General features: G+C 68.3%; 19 protein-coding genes (1 of these 19 only partly in view). 4 read left to right on the top strand and 15 right to left on the bottom strand.

All coding sequences use genetic code 11. The annotated features are described in order from the left end of the window. Positions 1-75 precede the first annotated feature (75 nt). The 3 genes from LGY53_RS19725 to LGY53_RS19715 all read right to left on the bottom strand — a co-directional run bounded on the left by LGY53_RS19725 (position 76) and on the right by LGY53_RS19715 (position 4,170). Positions 76-1,329, bottom strand: coding sequence for a serine hydrolase (locus LGY53_RS19725; protein WP_225728148.1), 1,254 nt, complete (start codon positions 1,327-1,329; stop codon positions 76-78). 51 nt (positions 1,330-1,380) lie between these two features. Further along, complete coding sequence (locus tag LGY53_RS19720; RefSeq protein WP_225728147.1) at positions 1,381-3,612, bottom strand: phosphocholine-specific phospholipase C; 2,232 nt, start codon at positions 3,610-3,612, stop codon at positions 1,381-1,383. Between the two features lie 105 nt (positions 3,613-3,717). Then, the gene (locus LGY53_RS19715) at positions 3,718-4,170 is read right to left on the bottom strand and encodes a cupin domain-containing protein (RefSeq protein ID WP_225728146.1); all 453 of its coding nucleotides are present in this window, start codon (positions 4,168-4,170) and stop codon (positions 3,718-3,720) included. Between the two features lie 74 nt (positions 4,171-4,244). Between LGY53_RS19715 and cyaB the strand changes: the two genes are divergently transcribed. After that, positions 4,245-4,796, top strand: a complete 552-nt coding sequence (gene cyaB, locus LGY53_RS19710; protein ID WP_225728145.1) for a class IV adenylate cyclase — start codon at positions 4,245-4,247, stop codon at positions 4,794-4,796. 1 nt (position 4,797) lies between these two features. Here cyaB and LGY53_RS19705 read toward each other — a convergent pair whose 3' ends face one another. After that, positions 4,798-5,490: a methyltransferase domain-containing protein gene (locus tag LGY53_RS19705; protein WP_225728144.1), complete on the bottom strand. Its 693-nt coding sequence runs from the start codon at positions 5,488-5,490 to the stop codon at positions 4,798-4,800. Positions 5,491-5,624: 134 nt separating this feature from the next. On the opposite strand from LGY53_RS19705, the gene LGY53_RS19700 reads away from it, so the two are divergent. Together LGY53_RS19700 and LGY53_RS19695 are read left to right on the top strand one after the other, a co-directional pair. After that, positions 5,625-6,740 (top strand): sensor histidine kinase, encoded by a 1,116-nt coding sequence (locus LGY53_RS19700; protein WP_225728143.1) that lies wholly within the window; start codon positions 5,625-5,627, stop codon positions 6,738-6,740. Continuing rightward, positions 6,698-7,387 (top strand): response regulator transcription factor, encoded by a 690-nt coding sequence (locus LGY53_RS19695; RefSeq protein WP_225728142.1) that lies wholly within the window; start codon positions 6,698-6,700, stop codon positions 7,385-7,387. The genes LGY53_RS19700 and LGY53_RS19695 overlap by 43 nt, the downstream gene beginning before the upstream one ends. A gap of 54 nt (positions 7,388-7,441) precedes the next feature. Here LGY53_RS19695 and LGY53_RS19690 read toward each other — a convergent pair whose 3' ends face one another. Next, positions 7,442-8,236 carry a maleylpyruvate isomerase family mycothiol-dependent enzyme gene (locus LGY53_RS19690; RefSeq protein ID WP_255664069.1) on the bottom strand — a complete coding sequence of 265 codons (795 nt, stop codon included), beginning with the start codon at positions 8,234-8,236 and terminating at the stop codon, positions 7,442-7,444. Positions 8,237-8,322: 86 nt separating this feature from the next. Further along, entirely contained in the window at positions 8,323-8,778 is a 456-nt protein-coding gene (locus LGY53_RS19685; protein ID WP_225728140.1) for a nuclear transport factor 2 family protein, read from the bottom strand. 433 nt (positions 8,779-9,211) lie between these two features. On the opposite strand from LGY53_RS19685, the gene LGY53_RS19680 reads away from it, so the two are divergent. Next, positions 9,212-9,412, top strand: coding sequence for a hypothetical protein (locus LGY53_RS19680; protein ID WP_225728139.1), 201 nt, complete (start codon positions 9,212-9,214; stop codon positions 9,410-9,412). A gap of 125 nt (positions 9,413-9,537) precedes the next feature. On the opposite strand, the gene LGY53_RS19675 is transcribed toward LGY53_RS19680, so the two are convergent. The 9 genes in view from LGY53_RS19675 to LGY53_RS19635 are tightly spaced (each overlapping or abutting the next) and all read right to left on the bottom strand, a layout consistent with a single transcriptional unit that may run on beyond the window. After that, the gene (locus tag LGY53_RS19675) at positions 9,538-11,355 is read right to left on the bottom strand and encodes a glycosyltransferase family 39 protein (protein WP_225728138.1); all 1,818 of its coding nucleotides are present in this window, start codon (positions 11,353-11,355) and stop codon (positions 9,538-9,540) included. Beyond that, complete coding sequence (locus tag LGY53_RS19670; RefSeq protein WP_225728137.1) at positions 11,355-12,143, bottom strand: ABC transporter permease; 789 nt, start codon at positions 12,141-12,143, stop codon at positions 11,355-11,357. Before LGY53_RS19670 ends, LGY53_RS19675 begins: the two co-directional genes overlap by 1 nt. Beyond that, on the bottom strand, positions 12,130-13,092 hold the full coding sequence (locus tag LGY53_RS19665) for an ATP-binding cassette domain-containing protein (protein WP_225728136.1): 963 nt from the start codon (positions 13,090-13,092) through the stop codon (positions 12,130-12,132). Before LGY53_RS19665 ends, LGY53_RS19670 begins: the two co-directional genes overlap by 14 nt. Next, entirely contained in the window at positions 13,055-14,593 is a 1,539-nt protein-coding gene (locus tag LGY53_RS19660; RefSeq protein WP_225728135.1) for an SDR family NAD(P)-dependent oxidoreductase, read from the bottom strand. Before LGY53_RS19660 ends, LGY53_RS19665 begins: the two co-directional genes overlap by 38 nt. Continuing rightward, a complete protein-coding gene (locus LGY53_RS19655; protein WP_225728134.1) occupies positions 14,590-14,841 on the bottom strand; it encodes an acyl carrier protein in 252 nt (83 codons plus the stop codon). The genes LGY53_RS19660 and LGY53_RS19655 overlap by 4 nt, the downstream gene beginning before the upstream one ends. Then, positions 14,831-16,585 (bottom strand): HAD family hydrolase, encoded by a 1,755-nt coding sequence (locus tag LGY53_RS19650; protein ID WP_225728133.1) that lies wholly within the window; start codon positions 16,583-16,585, stop codon positions 14,831-14,833. The genes LGY53_RS19655 and LGY53_RS19650 overlap by 11 nt, the downstream gene beginning before the upstream one ends. Then, entirely contained in the window at positions 16,563-17,549 is a 987-nt protein-coding gene (locus tag LGY53_RS19645; RefSeq protein WP_225728132.1) for a hypothetical protein, read from the bottom strand. Before LGY53_RS19645 ends, LGY53_RS19650 begins: the two co-directional genes overlap by 23 nt. Then, on the bottom strand, positions 17,546-19,276 hold the full coding sequence (locus LGY53_RS19640; RefSeq protein ID WP_225728131.1) for a fatty acyl-AMP ligase: 1,731 nt from the start codon (positions 19,274-19,276) through the stop codon (positions 17,546-17,548). Before LGY53_RS19640 ends, LGY53_RS19645 begins: the two co-directional genes overlap by 4 nt. After that, on the bottom strand, positions 19,273-19,834 hold the end of the coding sequence (locus LGY53_RS19635) for a non-ribosomal peptide synthetase (RefSeq protein WP_225728130.1). The gene runs 5,045 nt beyond the window's last position; 562 of the gene's 5,607 nt are visible here — the last part of the coding sequence; its start codon lies off the right edge, out of view; the stop codon is at positions 19,273-19,275. Before LGY53_RS19635 ends, LGY53_RS19640 begins: the two co-directional genes overlap by 4 nt.

Below are 19,834 nucleotides of genomic sequence, written 5' to 3'. Positions count from 1 at the left end.
TCGTGAATGCCGTTTATGGTGCGCCTATGCCGTACACACATAGATCGCGGCCGCTTGCCTGGACCGTGCCGGACATCACACCACGAAACGGCGCGCGGCCGGGTCCAGCGGCGGGAAGGCCGCGGAGATCCGGGCGCACAACCGCCACGGCCGGTCGCCGTCGATCGTCGCCTTACCGCTGGTCAGGATCGCGCCGGACAGCTCGCGGGCCGGGTCGGCCCAGCCGTACTGGGTGGTCAGACCGCTTCGGCCGAAATGGTTTTCGGTATGTGCGCCGAATTTGGAACGGCGCCCGCCCAATTCGTATCCGGCGCGGCTGACCCGTCCGGCCAGGCCGGGCATCCGGTCGGCGGGTTCGATCGCCCGGCGCAGCGTCGCCGCACTCATCATCCGCACCCCGTCGAGTTCACCGCCGCGGCAAAGGATTTCGTAGAAGCGGGACAGTTCGTTCGCGGTGGTGACGAGATTGCCCGACGGCAGCTCGGCGGTGAGGAATGCCTTGGTGGCATCGGCATCCGTCCTGCTGTCCATCCGCCCGCCCAAAGCCTTGCGCGCCAACAGCGCCGACAGCCGCGACGGGCGCGGTCCGGTCTTCACGCTCGGCACCACCAGATCCACGTCGCCGGGGCGGACACCGAAATTCGTCCAGCGGAAGCCGAGCGGGTCGAGCACCCGTTCACGTAGATGGTCCCGCATAGCTCGGCCGGTGGCCCGCTTCACCAGCAGCCGCTGGATCAAGCCGCTGGTGAGCGCGTGATAGACCCGAAAACGGCCGGGCCCCCAACTCGGCTTCAGGTCGGCGAGGGCCCGCACCGCGAGCTCCTCGTCCACCACCACGTCGAATCCGCGGTGCGGCGCGGTGAGGAACGGCACACCCGCCGAATGCGACAACACGTCGCCGATGGTGATCGCGGCCTTGCCGTTCGCGGCGAATTCCGGAATGTAGCGGCACACCGGCTCATCGGGCGCGAACGCACCGTCCTCGATCAGCATGTACAGCACCGCCGCCGCGACACCCTTGGCCGTCGAGAATCCGCACAGCGGCATATCCGGCGTCAGCGGGACGCGTTCGGCATCGGGTCCATCGGTGGGCGCATTGCCCCAGCCGTGCCCGATCGCCCGGTTCAGCACCACATTTCCGCTGCGCCGCAGGCACACCTGGATGGCGGGTGTGGTACCCATCCGATACCAGTCCTGCACCGAGGCCCACACCGCCGCCACCGCACCGGGATCGAGTCCGGCCGCCGCCGGATCGTCCTCGTACCCGACGGTGGTCACCGAGTCGAGATCGGCCGCCACCGTCACCAACGAACTCGTAGGCACGCTCACCCGACCATGGTAGGCAGGTTTTCGATCATGCCCGGGCAGGGCAACACCGGCTCAGCCCGTGCGGCTGGGGCGGCCGTTCTCCAGGTGGCCGGTGAAGCGGCGACGCCAGTTGGGGCGGGCGGGCAGTGTCAGGGTGACGTCGTACCAGCCGTCGGTGTCGGCGACGGTGTGGTCGGCGGCCTCGCCCGGCGCGACGGTCACACCGACGCCCGCGATCGTGATATCGATCGGTTTCTGTCCCGAATTACGCATCGTCACAGTGAAATTCGGGTTCGATGCGGTTCCGCCGACGACCGCGGATACGGTGAGGTCGGCCGCCGAATTATCTCCTGCGGCCTCGAACAGGAATCCGTTCGGACCGTGCACCGCGACGTCGTACGCGTCGGTGAACGGAATGCGCGCGGTCGCGGTACCGCCCGCGGTGGCCAGCACCTGGCGGACCGGTGCGTCCGCACCGGGATGGTATGCGTAGCACTGGAATTGGAGCGCCGCCGCACCCTGGTTGGCGAGCATCAGGCTGAGCGGGGTCGCGGTGGTGTCGGCCCACGCCACCGGCTGATACGGCAGCGGGCGGGCCTTGGCGGTGCCCGGATCGGGTACCGGCATCTCCTGGTCGTCCGGCGCGGGCGGCACCGGTTTGGGCAGCGACGGCTGGGTTCGATCCGCCTCCGCGCGCAGCGCGGCCGTATCGGGCAGCAGCGGAATGGTGGTGTCGGTGGTGCGGAAGTCGAAGCAGCTGGTCAGGTCGCCGCAGACGGCGCGGCGCCAATCCGAGATATTGGGTTCACGCACGCCGGTCCACGCCTCTAGGAAGCGCAGTACCGAAGTGTGGTCGAACACTTGGGAATTCACCCAGCCGCCCCGGCTCCACGGGGAGATCACCAGCAGCGGAACCCGCGGGCCGAGCCCGATCGGCGTCGGCCGACCCCACGCCGGTCTGAATTCGGCGGACCCGGTTTTGCCGACCAATTCCGTTACCCCGCTTGCCGCCAGCTGCGGCAGCTCGGTGCCGCCGCCGGGTTGGTTGGCGGGCAGGAATTCATCCGGTGTGCCGGGCGGCGGCGTCGGTGGGACGAGATGGTCGAAGAGACCGTCGTTTTCGTCGTAGTTGATCAGTACGACGGTCGACTCCCACAGTTTCGGGTTGTCCCACAACGCTTTCAGCACCCGCTGCACATAGACCGCGCCGTCCACCGGCCGGGCCGCCGGATGCTCGGTATATCCCATCGGCGCGACCACCCACGACACCTGCGGCAGCGTATTCGTGGCGCACGCCGAAATGAACTGTTCCAGAACGTAATCCACATTCTTGCCGTCGGCGCCGTCGGCCGGTTTCCAGGTGCCGGTGACGTTGGCGCGCTCGGCCAGCTGGCGCACCGCCGGATCCGTCGAGGCCAGCGCGTCGTGATAGGCCTGGAACAGCCACAGCGGATTGTCGCCGTAGTCGCCGAGGAATATCGCGTCGGTATCGCCCGCGCGGTCGTTGGCGAACACCTGCCAGGAGATACCGGCCTGCTGCAACCGCTCCGGATAGGTCGTCCATCGGTACACGGGTTTATAGTCGGCCGGGTTGAAAGTCGCCGGGCCGCCGAGGGTTCCGCCCGGATCGATCGTTCCGGTCCAGTGGTACAACCGGTTCGGCGTCGTCGGGCCCTGGATCGAACAGAAATAGTTGTCGCACAACGTGAATGCTTGGGCGAGCGCACGATGGAACGGGATATCGGCCTCGGTGAAATAACCCATCGTCATCTCCGACTTGGCCGCGATCCACGAGTGGTACGCGCCGTCGGCCCACGCCTGATGGGTGGTGTTCCAGTCGTGCGGGAGGTCACCCGCATCCTGGGCGTCGAAGCGTGTGGTGTCCAGATGGAACGGCAACAGATAGCCCGCGCCGAGCGCGTCCGGCTGCGCGAACACGTCGCCGCGCACCGAACCGCTACTGCCCGTTGGCAATCCGCTGACGCCGGTGCCCGGCTGCCTGCCGTTGGACGCGGCCGCGACGCCCTCGGCCACCGCCTGACTCGCCGGATCGGCGCCGCCGGGCAGCAACCGCAGCGCGGTCCGGTCCCCGAAACCCCTGGCGCCGGCCATCGTCCCGTAGTAGTGATCGAACGAACGGTTCTCCTGCATCAGGATCACGACATGTCGCACGTCGTCGAGGCTGCCGCGTCGCGGCGCCGCACCGGCCCGCTGCGCGCGCAGGCCCAGTCCGGCCACACCCGCGGCGGCGAACAACCCGCCGAGTGCGGTACGCCGTTTGATCCTGCCAAATCTGTACGCCATCGGTCTCCGATCAGAGGGTGGTGTCCAGCGGATCCACGGCCCATGCTCACGGATGTGCGGGCGCGTTTCAACTGGATCAAGATCCCCAGCCGAGCCGGAACCGGCTCAACTCAGCGCCCGGATCGCCGCCGCATGCCGCGGATGCAGCCGCGTCAGCTCGACGGCGTCGGCGGTCCGGACGATATCCGGGCGGAACGGTGGCGCGACGACGACGCTGGCGAGGGTGTATTCGCCCGTCGGGTCGGCGGCCTGCCAAACACCCGGCGGGACGATCAGATGTGGATGATGGCCGGCGGCCGGATCGGGGCCGAGCAGGACCTCGGTCAGATCTCCATTCGGATGCAGCAGCGTGAAACGCAGTGGCGTGCCCGCGTGATAGGTATATATCTCCGGATATTCGGCGCTGTGCAGACCCGCGCGATGGGTGGCGGGCATGAGCCAGTAGATGACGGTCGAATGGTCGTCACGCCAGGTCTCCCGGAAATAGCCGTTGCAGACGGGAAGCGGGGCGAGCTCCAGGCGATCGATGATCGACTGTGTAGTCGAGCTGAGGGTCATGTTGCGAGTTTCCCCCGTACGAAAGAGAAGTGCACTGATCTCCCATCGGAACAAGCCCTCCGGAAAGGGAACTCGTGATCGAAGCGGAAGTCAAGGCGAAGCTCACCGATCCCGGCGCGGTTCGCGCAGGACTGGAGCAGCGAGCGCGCCCCGAACACGCGACGTATCGGGACACCTATTTCGATACCGCGAATCGCGCACTCGCACAAGCGGATCGCGAACTCCGGCTGCGAACCGTCACCGCCGGGAACGAAACCCGCGAGCTGCTGACGTTCAAGGACGCCGCCGTCGACGCCGCGACCGGTTCCAAACCCGAATTCGAGGTCACGGTCGGCGGGCGCGAAACGATGGCGCGGATCATCGCCGGGCTCGGCTACGAACCGACGATCGAGTTGACGAAGCGGTGCGAGAACTTCCGGTTCGTGGCGGCCGGGCGCGAATTACTCGCATCGCTGGTCACCGTTCCCGAAATCGACGGCGTATTCCTCGAATTGGAGACGCACGCAGCCGAGCAGGACCTCCGGGCGGCGCTCGACGATCTGCGGACCGTGCTGTCCGAACTGGGCGTGTCCGAGGATCAGTTGACCACCGAGCTTTACACCGATGCCGTGGCCCGGCGCCGATGACTCACCGCTCGGTGCGGGTCGTGGTGCCGACCGGAATATCCGCGTGCACCGGACGGCACAACCGGTGCACCCGGGCGGGCGGCAGATTCAACCACGCGGTGCGGCATCCGAGCGCATAGCGCCGCCGATATCCGTCGAGCACCGCCTCGACGCGGCGATGACGCAGCGCCTCGCTCCGGCTGGACAGCAGGCCGCGGGCCGTCGCGGTGCCGCGATAGGCGAAGTAGGTGAGCACGCCGCCGGGCCGGAGCAGCTCGAAATAGCGGCCCATAATCGAATCCACCTGGTGTGGTTCGAAATTGGTGAACGGCAGACCCGAGACGATCACATCGTAGCGTCGGCTGGTTTCCAGCTCCTCCACCAGAGTCCGATGCAGCCGGACCCGAGGACCCGCCGCGTCGGCGAGTTCGCGCAACAGTTCGGCGAACCGCGGATTGGCCTCGACGATATCGAGCTCGCTGTCGGCGCGCAGCAGCGGGAGCAGTGCGCGAGTCACCGCGCCGGTGCCTGCGCCCACCTCGAGTATGCGCAGCGGACGATCCTGTTCGGCCCGTACGGGTTCGGTCAGCAACCGGGCGAGCGCCCGGCCGCTCGGCGCGATCGCACCGGTGGCGCGTGGGTCGAGGATCGCCTCGGCGACGAATTCCAGATATTCGGAAAAGCGGTGCCTGCGTGGATATTTCGAGGTAGTCACGGCATTCGACGGTAGAAATCGTTGCCGCCCCTTCGAATCCGCCATTACACGACCGCCACCCCCGACGAAAGTAGGGGTTCGGCGCGGCGGAAAGTCGGCGGCGCGCGGGCGGGGCGCCCGCCTAGAATTCCCGGATGAGCTGGAACGACAGCGCAATCTGGACTCGGTTGGGCCGTGCCGTGCTCGTCGTCGCGGTGACGGCGGAGGCCGTACACAACGGCCCAATCAACGCGCAGGGCGGCTACCTGACGCCCTTCACGGCTGCGGCCGTGCTGTGCGGTATCACGCTGCTGCTGCGGCGACCGTGGTGGCTGCCGCTCGCCGCCACCCTCGCCACGGCGGGCTTCTGGGGAGTGCCGATGCTGACGCCGCTGCTGCTCGCCCTGTACGACGCGACATCCGCGGGCAGGCTGCTCGCCGCGCTCACCGGCGCCGGGCTCACGCTCGCGGCCAATTCGCTGTGGCGGCCCGATAATTCGCTGTTGGCGATCCAGGAGTACGGCGCGACGATTTTCCTGCTCATCGCAACGGTGACCGGGCTGCTGGTGAACGACCGCCGCCGCCGCGTCGCCGCGCTGGCCGCCGAGGTCGACCATCTGCGCGTCGAACGCGCGTTGCGGGAACGCGCGGCGCGCAGCGCGGAACGATCGGCGGTGGCCGAGGAGATGCACGATGTGCTCGCCCACCGGCTCAGCCTGATCGCCCTGCACACCGGCGCGCTGATGACCAGGCGCGACGATCTGCCCGAACCGGTCAGCGAGCGGCTCGCGCTGCTGCGCACCGCCGCCACCGAAGCGCTCGCCGACCTGCGCGACGTGCTCGGCGCATTGCACGACGACGAAATTCCCGCCAAACCACCGGCTCCGACGTTGCGCGACGTGGCCGACCTGGTCGACGAGGGGCGCGCGGCCGGACAGCTGATCGAATTGCATGTCGACGGCGAACCCGAGCGAGTGCCCGCGACCCATCGCCTCGCCGTCGCCCGACTCGTGCAGGAGGCGATGACCAACGTCCGCAAACATGCGCCCGAGGCCACCGCCGCGGTCCGCATCACCTACGGCCCGCCGACTACCGTTGTCGAGGTGAGCAACAGCGCGAGCGCGCGCCCCGCGACAACGGTGCCATCGGGTTACGGCCTGATCGGCCTGCGCGCACGGGTCGCCGCGCTCGGCGGCGAATTACAGGCCGGGCCTACGGATTCGGCCGCATGGCTGCTCAGCGCCCGGATACCGCACCCGGATATCGCATGATTCGCGCCATGATCGTCGACGACGACGCGCTCGTCCGGCTGGGCCTCACCGACCTGCTGGCCGCGGACCCACGGATCGAGGTCGTCGCGGAGGCCGCCGACGGGCTCGCCGCCGTGGAACGGGCAGCCGCGCATCGCGTCGACGTCGCACTGGTCGATGTCCGGATGCCGCGAATGGACGGCATCACCGCGATCGGACGCCTGCGCGCACTGCCCACGCCGCCCCGGATCATCACCCTCACCACCTTCGACCTCGACGAATACGTCTACGACGCACTCGCCGCCGGTGCCGACGGCTTCCTGCTCAAAGACACCGATCCCGCCGAAATCCTGCGCGCCGTCCACCTCGTCGCCGACGGATCCGCCATGCTGCATCCGGCCGCCGCGCGCCGGGTGATCGACCGATTCCACCGCACCGACCAACCAAGAACCGCCGCCGCCCGCGCCCGCGTCGCGGCCCTCACCCCGCGCGAACGAGATGTCCTGACCCTGCTCGGCGCCGGCGCCACCAACGCCGAAATCGCCGCCGATTTGCGCATGCGCGAGAGCACGGTGAAGGCGCACGTCAGCCGGATCCTGCTCGGGCTGGAGGTAACCAACCGGGTGCAGGCCGCGTTACTCGCCCGGGACGCGGGACTGACGAACTGACACAGCGGATTTCACGTCGCCCACCGCACGGGACGGATACGAGCCGGTGCCGGTTCAGGCGACCACAGCCAGCAATGTCATTGCCGCGTCGGCCAATTCGGGGTCGCCGTCCAGCTCGGTGCGCTGACGCGCCTCGTCGACGGTGAGCCCGCGGCTGGCCAACCGCCAGAGCGTGTCCTGGTCCATCCGTAGCGACGCGGCGGGTCGCGGCACCGGTGTCGAGCCGAGATCCCAACCGGCGCCGTCGGATACGGCCGTCCATTGGCCGCCTGCCGGACCGGTGACCTCGAACCGCACCACCGTCCCTGCCGGACGAACACGATCGCGTAAGGCGAACGGCAGGGCGTGCAGGAATGTGATGAGCACCGGACGCATCATCAGCACATCGTCGGCGCCCGGGCGCGACACCGCATCGCGGATCTGCTGCTGATGCACCCAGAATTCGGTGTACTCACGAGCGATATCGAGCCAGGCCGGACTGGTTCCCCGGCCCGCCCACGATACGTCGAGATGTGCGGGGCCCGCGAGTTCTGTTGCCGCCCAAACGAAGTCCAGCTGAGGGCCCAGGTGGTCCAGCAGCTCGATCAGCAACTGCGGACTGCACTGTCGCATCGCTCGGACGAACTCCCCGTTCACCCGTGCGAGATAGGTCGGCAAAGTATCGCCCTCCTCGAATACGGCGCCGCCGTATTCGTCCCGGCTGCCGGAGATTCGGCGCAGATAATCGTTGACGATATGTGCCGTCACATCGTGGACATCCCAGCCGGGGCATACGGTCGGCTTCGCCCAGTCGGCCGGGTCCAGTGACCGCAGGAGCTCCAATAACGTCTGCCGTTCGAGTGGAAACAGGGAACGCGTGTCGAGTGGAATCAGCCTGCGCAGTCAACCGCCCGCGAACCGGCGATGCCACCGAATTTCCAGACTCCGGAACGTGGCTAGGGTCTGTCCTCGCCGACAGACGATGAACAGGCGTCGGCGATCACCGCCGTATCCCAGTAGAAGGGCCGGATCTCGGTGATCCTCCCATCGGCCACGGTGATCGTTTGCAGGATAGGGAAATTCAGCTCACGACCGCTGGCGCGGGATCGGGCGTGCACATGAGTCAGGACGACAAGCGGATCGGCCTCGGACAGGAACGCCTGTTCGCGCAGCTCGAAGCGGTCCCACGTCGCGCTCATGGCAAGAAAGAACCGCTCCATACCTTCGTGGCCGCGCCACGCTCCCCCGTAAGGCAGCGAATCCGCCTGCCACAACACAACATTCGGCGCGAAGAACGGCTCGAGCGTAGTGAACGAAGCCATGCCGGGACCACCGGCCGCGAGGTACTCGGCCTCGGCCTGATACATGCGCTCCAACACAAGCCGGGCCGAGGATACGGAAGATTCGGTCATGTCAGTAACCATCAGCCCTTTGCCAACGGAATGCTGGCGATTATCGGACGGCACATTCGGACCAGTTCCGCGGATCATCTGCACCCGGTCGGATAACTCAGCGCTCATGAGCAATCGGCTCTGCCTTCGCAATCATCTTTACGGCGAGCCGTCGACAGGAATGCGAAGACGACTTCACCTGCCGACACGAATCCGGCACCTTGCGACCGGTGTTCACCGCCCGCCGGGCTGAGGATCGGCTGAAGATGGCGGCCAGCGGCTGGGCGAGGGTCGGCGGGCGCGGTTGAATCGGCTGTGTGATCGGCTGAGCCGCGCGCGGGCCTGACCGAGATCACCTGGTACACAACCTCTTTGCGAGAAGGTGAGCGATATGAAGAATGGAGCGCGACGGGGTCGAACCGCTCGGGTCGCTGTTGCGGCGGCGGTGATTGCCGTGCCATTGCTGGCCACGGCGGGAGTGGCCGCCGCCGATCCCGGGCCGAATGGCGGACCCGCTCAGCCGACGGTTCGGCTGGTCGATTATGACGACTGGTATCACTGGCACTGCCAGGTTCAGCACGAGTGGTGGCGGCCGCACTGCCACGACCACGACTGGGATCGGCCCGATCCGCCTGCGACCGGCAGCGCGGTATAGGTCACGTCCGACCGTATGTGGCACCGCCGGGCGATGCCACATACGCTCGGGCGCAGCCGGATTCGCTGCCACCGACGCCCAAGAGTCAACGTAGGACAGGGCACGGTGCCTCGGACGGCACAGCATCAGCGCGCGGCGGCCGGGGTGCAGCGATATGCGGTCACCGCGCCCTTCCCGAGTAGCCGCCCGCAGTGGTGCCGGATCCAGCCGACCCGTTCATCATCGGATTCGGTGACCAGCACCAACCCGATATCGCCCGCCGCGACCCGGTCGGCGATCTGATCGACCGTCGGGGCGGGAGCGGTGCCGGTGAACCCGCCGATGGACGCGATCTGTTTGCCGGACACCAGAATGAACGGTGCGGCAACCACCGAGGTGTAGGTGGTCACCGGGTATCGGGAGCTGGACGAATTACCAACGAACGCAAGGAGTTCCGTCGCCTGATGCACCGCATCCCTGGAGTACCGCTGGGTGACCACGGTCGCCGCCAGCGGCTCGAACGGGGTATCAACGGGTCCGTAGCGATCGGCCGTCACCGCGACAGATGCCGCCGCGGGCGCGGCCAGCGCACCGATGAGCAGCGCGATCAGCCACCGGCCGCCGAGCACCCCCGCCCCGACGCACAACAGTGCGAAAATGCCGATCCCCCAACGCACTTCACGAGGCGCGGGCGCGAGCAACAACCAACCGTAGCCGATCGTGGCGAGCACCGCCCCGATCCCCGCCCAACGCACCGCGGGCCGATCCGCCAGCTCCCGGAATCCCACCGCCCCCATACCGATCAGCGCGGCGATCGAAGGAGTAAGCGACACAAGGTAGTACGGCGATACGGTGCCGATGGCCTGGAACACAACCAGATGCACCAGCAGCGAGCCGCCCCACAGCACAAGCGCCGACGTCTGCGGCTGGGTCCGCCGCCCTCGGGCTCGAAAGACCAAGCCCACCAGGCAGATCAGCGCGAGCGGCACCAGCCAGCCGATCGCCCGCCCGCCCCCGCCCGCGAAAATATGCTCCATCCGCTGATCCGGACCGAATACCAAGATGTTCCGGTACCCGACCCCGCTGTCCCCGACCGCGATATTTCCCGCACCGACACCGAACGAATCGTTCGCCCGATTCGCGGCATTGAACAGAAAGACCTGCTCGAACAACGAATTGTGCCGACTCCCATCGACATACGGCCGCGAGCCGGCCGGTATCGCCGAAACCACCACCACCCACAGCAGCGACACCGCGACCGCGCTACCGGCGAACCAGGCGGTACCGGTGATCCGCTGCCGCAGTTCGGCTTTCGGCGCGGTGTACAGTACGGCCGCCACAACGGCGGGTACCACCAGCCACGCCTGCACCATCTTCGCGTTGAATGCCAGACCGACGAGAATCCCGGCGTATCCGAGATTGCGCAGGCGACCCGAGGTGAGCGCGACGGCGACCCGGTCGAATGCCAGCACCAGCAGCAGGATCAGCAGCGAATCCGGGACGTTGCCGCGATTCAGCGCCACCGTCGCGGGTGTCACCGCCAGTACGAACGCCGCGATCAGGCCCGCGGCGGGACCCGAAACCCGTTGCACGGCACGAAAAAGCACCAGCACGGTGAGCACGCCCTCCACCACCTGCGGCAGGATGTAGGCCCAGTCGTGCGGGCCGAACACCCGCACCGACAGCGCCTGCACCCAGAACGCGGCGGGAAGTTTGTCGATGCTGATCGTGGCATCCGGGTCGAAGGCGGCGAAGAAGAAGTTGTGCCAGCTCATGGACATCGACCGCGCGGCGGCGGCATAGAACATGACCGGCGGCTGGGTCCGGATGCCCCAGGCATAGCTCATCGCGGCCAACGCCGCGATGAGCAGCAGCGCGGGGCGCACCCAGCGTGTACCGTCGCGCTGCGGCAATGATTCTCGGTCGGTGTGGGTTTCGGGATATGCGATGGTTGTCGCGGTCATCAACTCCGGCCAATCTTGGTGTGCCGCAATCGGAATCGAAATGCGGCCAGAAGCGCGCCGACCAGGCCGACGCCGAGCAGAACCAGGCAGGGCGTCACGACGGCGCCGAAGCCGTCGCCGCGCAGGATGACATCCTGATAGCCCTTCAAAGCCCAGTACTGCGGTGTGTACGGCGAGAGCGCCCGCGCCCATCCGGGCAGGGTGGCCCTCGGTGTGATGGTGCCCGCCAGCCCGCCGAGGGCGAGCGACCCGAGCTGCGCCATGATCGACAACTGATCGATGGTGCGGCACAACGAAACAAGCGCGATGCCGAACCCCCAGGTCGCGACGGCGAGGGCGGCGGTGAGCAGCGCGATCGGCCCGATCGACCCCTTGCTGTGCAGATCGAACACCCGAAACGCGACCACCCACAGGATGGTCAGCTGCACCGCCGAGAAAAGCAGTGTGGGCAAGGACTTTCCGACGATGATCTCGGCCGCGCGCACCGGCGCCGCGCGCAACCTGTCCCAGGTCCCCCACTCGTGTTCGCGGAAGAACGAGGCGCCGAGCAGCGTGGTGATGAAGAAGGCGAACAGCACGATGGTGCCCGGCCCGGACTGTTCGGCGCCGTTGGCGTTGAAGTAGCCGGAGAAGCGCAGCTGCGCCTTGTTCGCCGGGGTCAGGAAGGCCATCATGCCGATGGGCAGCACGGTGATGACCATCAGCTGGGCCGGATCGTTGCGGATGCGCCGCAGATCCGCCCAGGACAGCGCCCGCACCCTGGCGAGCGCGGAATCATGCAGCAACATGTTCGGTTCCTTCTGTGACAACGGTTTTCGCCGGGGCCGCCGCCGCGGCCATGATGGCCGTGTACGCGTTCTCCAGGTCCGGGTGGTGCACCTCGGCCGAGAGCAGCCGGTCGGTGTCGCCGTTGAGGACGGTGAACAGGTGAGCCAACAGCTGACCGGGCGTTCCGGTCGGAATGGTCAGCCGGGTGCCGCCGGCGGCGGCAGCGCCGTCGAGTTGCCGGAAACTGTTCAGGCAATTCGGTATCGCATCCGAGAACTCCAGGCTGACAGCGGCTTTCGCGTATTTCTCGACCAGCTCGGTGACGCTCCCCTGCGCCAGGATCCGGCCCTGATGCAATATCACCACCCGCGCGTCGAGCGCCTCCAGCTCCGGCAGGTAGTGCGTCGCGTAGACCACCGCCGCGCCGCGGTCGGCCAGGCTGCGCACCTCGGCGAGCAGATCGCGGCGGGCGTTGACGTCGGCGCCGACGGTCGGCTCGTCCAGCCATAACACCTCGGGCTCGTGCAGCAGCGCCATCGCGGTGTGCAGCCTGCGCTGCTGACCACCCGAGAGGTGTTCGGCCTTGATATCGAGAAACGCGTTCACGCCGAGACTTTCGGCCACCGCCGCGACGCGTGGACCGAGATCCGCGCGCCCGACACCCATCAACCGTCCGAAGAAGATCAGGTTCTCCCGCGCGGTGAGCGTCGGGTAGACGCCGAGTTCCTGTGGCGCCAAACCCAATTTGCGCCGGGCCTGCCGTGGCCGCTCCCGCACGTCGATGCCCGAGATCCGCACCGTGCCCCGATCCGCCGGGGTCAGTCCGGCGACGATCGACGCCGTTGTGGTCTTGCCCGCGCCGTTGGGCCCGAGCAGTCCAAGCACCTCGCCGGGCGCCACCTCGATATCTATGCCGCCGAGCACCTTTCGCTCACCATACGACTTGACGAGCCCGCAGATCTCCAGCATCTTGCACCTCCTCAGCGACCGACGGCCAGGGCTGGGTATCCGGCCCGATTATCGAAACTTCTCCCGTGCCCGCGTCTTCCGCTCGGAACGCGGTGACGATCTCGGCGGCGACCGGCGCGATCGGATGGCTGGCGGCCCGTCCGCCCGGCGTATTCGTCAGGTCGGTCCACAGCCGGGGCGGGCGCGCCACCACGACATTCCAGTGATGGTGGTGCGCAAGGTATTTCGCGAGGCCTTCCAGCGCGGCCTTGGCCGCGACGTAATGCGGCCACCAGCGCGGCGGTTCGACGACGGCTTCGGACGACACCAGCACCACCGTCGCGCCGGGCCGCAGCCGAGGCGCGCACACCGACAGCGGCCCGAAGACCAATCTGGTGCTCGCGGCCATGAATTGGGCCGCGGGCTCGATGGCGTCGGGCGCCAGCGAAAGGTTCGGGATGGCGGGTGCGGCCAGCAGTACGACACCGTCGAGCGGGGTGTCCGGCAGCGCGGTCTGCAGCGCCCAGCCGTCGCTCACATCGGCCAGCACCGGCACCAACCGACCCGAATACCGGCTCGCCGCCTCCATCAGCGGATGCGAAACGCGGGTGCAGCTCACCAGAACTCGCGCGCCCTGGCTCGCCAGCCCGATCGAGACCGCCGCGCCGAGCCCCCTGCTGCCGCCGACCACGAGAATGGTCCGCCCGGCCAGATCCTGCGACGGCGGCAGCACCGCCGCCAGCTCCGCCGGGTCCGGTCCCGGAACCGGTTCGCGGATAAGGCTTTCCACGGTGATGTCGGCGGCGGCGCCGCGCGTGCTGCGCGCCCGCACGGTGACCAGTCCGGAGCCGCGGTCGGCCTCCGGCTCCTGCGTCTCGAATTTTATTGCGCCACAGCCTGATCCGCGCAGCCGCATGGTCAGCGCGACGAGCAGCGCGTCCCGCCCCGGCGTGCACATCCCGGTCCAGTAACTGGCCCAGCCGAGCACCGTCGCCAGATGTTCGGGTATCCAGCCGCCGATCACCCTGGCCACCAGTCCGGACACCTGCCGGTAATCGATGGCGTACGAACCACGTTCGCGCCCGGGGCCGCCCGATGGGCTGATCAGGTGGCCCAGTCCGAGCACCCGCGGCTCGGTCCGCAGCTCCGCGCCGACCGCGGCCGGACCGCACCACGGCAGCGCGGCGCCGAGCACGCACCGGATATCGACGACCTCGATATCACCGAACCGCACCCGGCCGCGCGCCCGCCCGTCCGAGACCGTCCAGTCGATCTCGTAGCGGCGGCCCGGCAGCGTCGGCTGCCGGAAGATCACCCGGATCTCGTGCACCGTACGCGGATCCAGCAATTCGGCGAGCGCGCCGAGTGCGAGCGTCACCACCAGCGCGCCGTGCGCGACGGGCCTGCCGTAGGGCGAGCGCCTGCCGAATTCGCCGTCGACGTGCAGCGGGTTGCGATCGCCCACCGCGCTCGCATAAGCGGCGATATCGTTGTCGACGAGCCGGAAAACCCTTGTGGTCATGACACATCCGCCTCCCGTGCGGCGGATATAGCGGCGGCCACCTCGGCGAGCGATACCTCGGAGGTGAGCAGATTCCCTGGCAACTCGACCCCGAAATGTCGCTCCACCGCGTACACCAGCCGCACCTGGGCCAGCGAATCCCAGACGTCCATATCGCCGCGCGCGGTGTCGATTCCGTGTACGGCCGGATCGCCGACCACATCGGCGAACAGGGTGAGCAGATCCTCGATCACGCGTTCAGTGCTCATGTTGTAGCTGCGCCTCTCGTATATGTGGACTCGCGGGCACGGGGCCGCAGGTGAGGTCGTATCCGAATACCGACACCTCGGGCGTTCGCCGTTCGGTGTCGAAACCCAGCCGGGGGTACAGATCGGCGACGAGCGCGTTGCGCACGGTCGGCACGTAGCGGCCGGTCAGGTGGCGCGCGCCCCGCTCGATCGCCCAATGTGACACGGCAGCAAGTAGATTCGACTCGGCTGTGCGCCCGATCACCCGGCAGCTCAACAGCAGCGTGTCGATCTCGACGCCGTCGCCGATGTGTTCGGCGAGCAGCACCCCGACGATGCCGTGGTCGGCGAAGCGGTCGCGCAGCCGCAGCGTCGCGGTGAACCATCGCTCGTCCGTGCGCAATTGGCCCACCTCGGCCTGGGTGTGCCTGCGGGTGGTCAGGTTGAACTGGTTGGTCTTCGCGATCAGTTGTGCGGCGCGGTCCAGGGTGCGGGCGTCGATCGGTTCGATCACCGCGGTCATCTCCAGACCGTCCAGGAATTCGTCGAGCGAATTGCCGACCGACAGCTCTTCCGCGGCGGCCAGCGCCTGGTAGGAGCGTTGCCGAGCGAAATCCTCCGCCGACAGCGTGCCCGGCTGCAACCACGGCACCGCGGCCAGCGCGGCCGGGAATTTCGACGGCGCGACCGGCAGGCAGATGGCACGCACCTGCGGATGCGCCGCCACCACCTGCTCACATTCGGCCCGGTTGTCGTCGACGAAAACCATGCTGGCCAGGCCCAGTCGCAGCTTGCTCGAAATCTCCTTCAACTGTTCGGATTTCGGCCGCCAGTCGGCGACAACGCAGGCGAAGTCCGACGGGCGCAACACCATCCCCGGCGTCTCGGCGAGCGCCTCCAGCGCGAGCTCGCGATCGTTCTTGCTGGCCACCGCGAGCAGTACGCCGCGTTCGGTGAGCCCGCGCAGGTAGCGCTGGAAGTCGGCGAACGCCTCACCTTCCGCGCCGACGCCGACGCGGATACCGGCGATGCCGTCGTCACCGAGCACACCGCCCCACAGCGTGCCGTCCAGATCGACGACCACGCAGCGGGCCGACAGCCCACGGTCGGCCGCGATCGTGTCCGCGATCGCGGTGGCCAGCCACGGCAGGCTGTCGGCCGCGAACGGTTGGCGCATCGCATACCAACCACGACTGTCCTCCCAGTTGCGCAGGCCGACCTGGGCGGCGAGCTGTTCGACATCGACGAAAAGCACACGGCCCGCGGCATATTCGGCCAGCTGCCGGTTCACCTCACGCACCAGCGCGGACCGCGACCTCGGGGTGCGCAGCGCCGCGCCCCGGTACGGGTCGAGCACCGGCGGCGCGAAACCCAGCTGCACCACCCGCACACCGAGCCTGGCCGCGGCCTCCCACAGACCGACCCAGCGGCGCACACTGTCCTCCGCCGTATCGACGAGATCGTGGTGACTGCCCGCGAGCACCACGTAATCGCCCTCGCGCAAATCGTTTTCGCTGTCGAACAGCACCTGCTCCAGCTGCCCGAAGGGGAAGGTGCGCAGCTGCGCGGTCAATCCGGCGCGGGCCGCCGCCAGCGGCAGCAGATCGGCCAGGAATTCCGCGGCGAAGGTGGCCAGCAGCGCGATCCGCACCGGTGGCCGCCCGGCCGCGTCCGGATCCGGTTGCCGCTCGAAGGCTTTCGCGCGTTCGGCCCAGGCCGGATAGCCCGCGTCGGCGCGTAGCTCAGTGGCCAAGCGGGAGTGCATGATGTCCCATCTCCTCCGGTCGGTCGGCGAACGCCTGATGCCTTCCCTCGAATTCGGCCAGGGCCGTGAGTGTTTCGACGATGCGGCCGGTATCGACCGTGCCGCCCGATGCGGCCCGCATCCGCGCGTGCAACAGCAGCGGCGGCAGTTTGCGCCATTCGTCGGTGGCCCGCTGCCAGTGCTCGCGCCCCGCCGCGTCCAGCACCGCGTCGTCGATACCCGCCGCCCAGACCAGCAGTTCGCGCTGGCGCAGCGCCTGCCACAGATCGTCCACCTGCGCGAAATCCGCTGCGGTGCGGGCGAATCGGAAGCGGGCGGCCAGCGCGGTTAGCGCGTCGGGCCCGACGAGGCGATCCGGGTCCGGCGCGGGCGCGACGATATCCGGGACCGCCTCCAGCCAGCGGTAGCGGCACTCCGAGTAGATCTCCGCCGTGCCGGCGACGGCCTGCTCCCGCAGCCGCGAAACGGTATCCGCGCGTTCGATGCTCACCGCCCACTCACGCAGGTCGGCGGGGGTCGGCACGGGTACCCGGGTGCCGAGTTGCGGTCCCAGTTCGGTTGTCATGCTCAGCGGGTCGTCCAGTACCAGGATCTGCCCGTTGTCCACCACCGAAAGCCAGTGCGGCGCATGCCATTTGCCGTGCGCTCGCTGCCACGGCAGATGATGGATGTCGGCGAGCAGCACGGCGGCGCCGTAGCTGTCCACCTGCTCGCTGATCGCCGGGTAGGCGATATCCCAGTCGTCCGAGCCCGCGATCCGGAAGCCGAGCGCGGGCAGCGGCGGCACCGCGTGATGCTCGAACAGCAGCAGATCCTCCTCGGCCGGGCGCACCGCGAGCGCCGGGCCGTCCACGAGCAGCGGCCGCCACCAGCGGCTTTCGCCGCTCGCGACCAGGGCGCTGGCCAGCGCCGCGGTGAAGCAGGTGAGTTTGTCGCCGTGTCCGGCGGGATCCGTACCGTTCATCGCGCCCTCGCATTCCGCAACGTGCCGTCGAGATAGGCGGTGCGCGACGCGGACCGCTGGATCTTGCCGCTGGAGGTACGCGGAATGGCGCCGGGTGCCAGCAGCACCACCTCGTGCACGCTCACCGCATGCGTATCGAAGATGGCCTGCCGCACCGAATCACGCAGTTGCGCCGCCGCGTCCTCGGCGGATCTGCCGCGCTGGGTTTCCACCAGCACCACCACCTTCTCCTGCGCGTCCTGTTCGATCGAGAAGATCGAGCAGCGTCCGGGCAGCACCTGCGGATGCGCCTGCTCGGCCGTGGTTTCCAGATCCGGCGGATACAGGTTGCGGCCGTCGACGATGATCAGATCCTTCAGCCTGCTCGTCGGATACAGCTCGCCGTCGTGCAGGAAACCGAGATCGCCGGTGCGCATATAGTGTTTGCCGTCGGGCGGCGTGAGCTCGGCGTGGAAGGTCTGCGCCGTTTCCGCGGGCCGATTGAAATACCCTGCGGCGACGGCGGGTCCGTGCACCCACACCTCGCCGATCCGGTCCTCCGGCAACCGCTCGTGGGTGGCCGGATCGACGATCAGCATGTCGGTATCGGGTACGACCGATCCGGCGCCGACCACCTCCACACCGCTGACGGCCTCGGTGGCAATGCCTTTCGCGAGCGCGTCCCGGTCGACGGTGCGGATGCGGATCCCGGATTCGGTGCGCCAGTTCGCCGAGACGATCAACGTCGCCTCGGCCAGCCCGTATCCGGCGATCACCGTCGAGGCGGGCAGGCCGTTTCCGGCGAACGTCTCCTGGAACCGGCGAATCGTGCTCGCGCGCACCGGTTCCGCACCACACAGACCGAATCGCCAGCGGCTCAGGTCGACGCCCTCGAGCTGCTCCGGCTTGATCCGCTGCGTGCACAGCTCGTAGGCCATATTCGGCGCCGCCGACATGGTCTGCTCGGGCCGGCCGCCGATAGCCCGCAGCCACCGTTCCGGCCTGCGCAGGAACGACATCGGCGACATCTGCAGTACCGGATCGTCGCCGACGACGGGCAGCGTCACCCCGACCATCAGGCCCATATCGTGGAACAGCGGCAGCCAGCTGACGAAGGCGAGCGGCTCGTCCGCCGAAATGCCGACGCTGTCGAACATTTCATAGATCTGCCTGCCGTTGGCCAGCAGTCCACGGTGCGGCACCATCACACCCGCGGGCGTGCGGGTGGAGCCGGAGGTGTACTGCAGCAGGGCGATATCCTCCGCGCCGAGTTCGGGCCGGGCCCACGAGTCGGCGAATCCGGGATCCACCTCGGCGATATTCAGCACCAGCCGGGTGATCTCGGATGGCGCGTCGTCCAGCCACGCGGACACCGTGGGCAGGTCGGCATCGGCGGTGATCAGGCAGACCGGGTCCGCGTCGAGACATACCGCGTCGAGCCGATCGTTGCTCTGGTGCGCGCTCGGCGGAAAGAGCGGCACGGCAACGACTCCGGCGTACAGGCAGCCGAAGAACGCGGTGACGTAATCCAGTCCGGGTGGCAGCAGCAGCACCGCCCGATCCCCCGGCCGGGCGAGCTGGCTCAACGTCACGGCGAACGCCCGCGCGGCACGGTCGGTTTCGGCGAAGGTCAGCGAATCGACCTGTCCGTGCGTGTCGCGCGAATCCGGATAACTCACGAAGCTGTACGCCTCACCGCCCGGATTCCGCTCGCAGCGCTCGCGCAGCGCGTCGACCAGGGTTGTCATGCCTCGACCTCCTGTCGGGCCGGCTCCGCGAGAAATCCGATCTTGCGGAAGTAGGTCAGGTAGCGCTCGAACAGCTCTCGCGATACGGGCGGGCACGCCACATCGAGCCGGGCCAGCGCCGGATCGGGCGCGAATCGCAGTGCGGGAGCGAGGCCGTCGTGCCCGCCGAGCAGGCTCAGCACCCGGTGCGCGGCGGAATCCGGTGCGGTGGCGGCGTATTCGGTGATCGCCGCGCGCCATTCCGGGATGTCGGCGGTGCGCAGCTCCCAGCCCGCGGCGCGCAGCCATTCCACCGCGTCGGCGAACGCACCCGGCGCGTGGTTGCGGATGTGGTAGATGTGGGCGCCCGGCTCGGTTTCGCGGGCCAGCTCCACCATGGCGGCGGCGGCGAAATCGGCCGGGGCCAGATCGACGACGAAGTCGACGTCCGGCGCCAGCCCGGCCTCCTGGCTCGCCTTCACCAGCAACCAGAAGAAATCGCTGGTCTGGCAGGCGCCGGTGACGCTGTCCCCGGCGATGCGGCCGAGCCGGAAGACGCTCACCGGCAGCCCGCGCTCC

Origin of the sequence: Nocardia sp. JCM 34519.1, assembly GCF_020361265.1 — a bacterium.
GTDB lineage: Bacteria > Actinomycetota > Actinomycetes > Mycobacteriales > Mycobacteriaceae > Nocardia > Nocardia arthritidis_A.
This window is presented reverse-complemented; position numbering and strand designations above follow the sequence as displayed.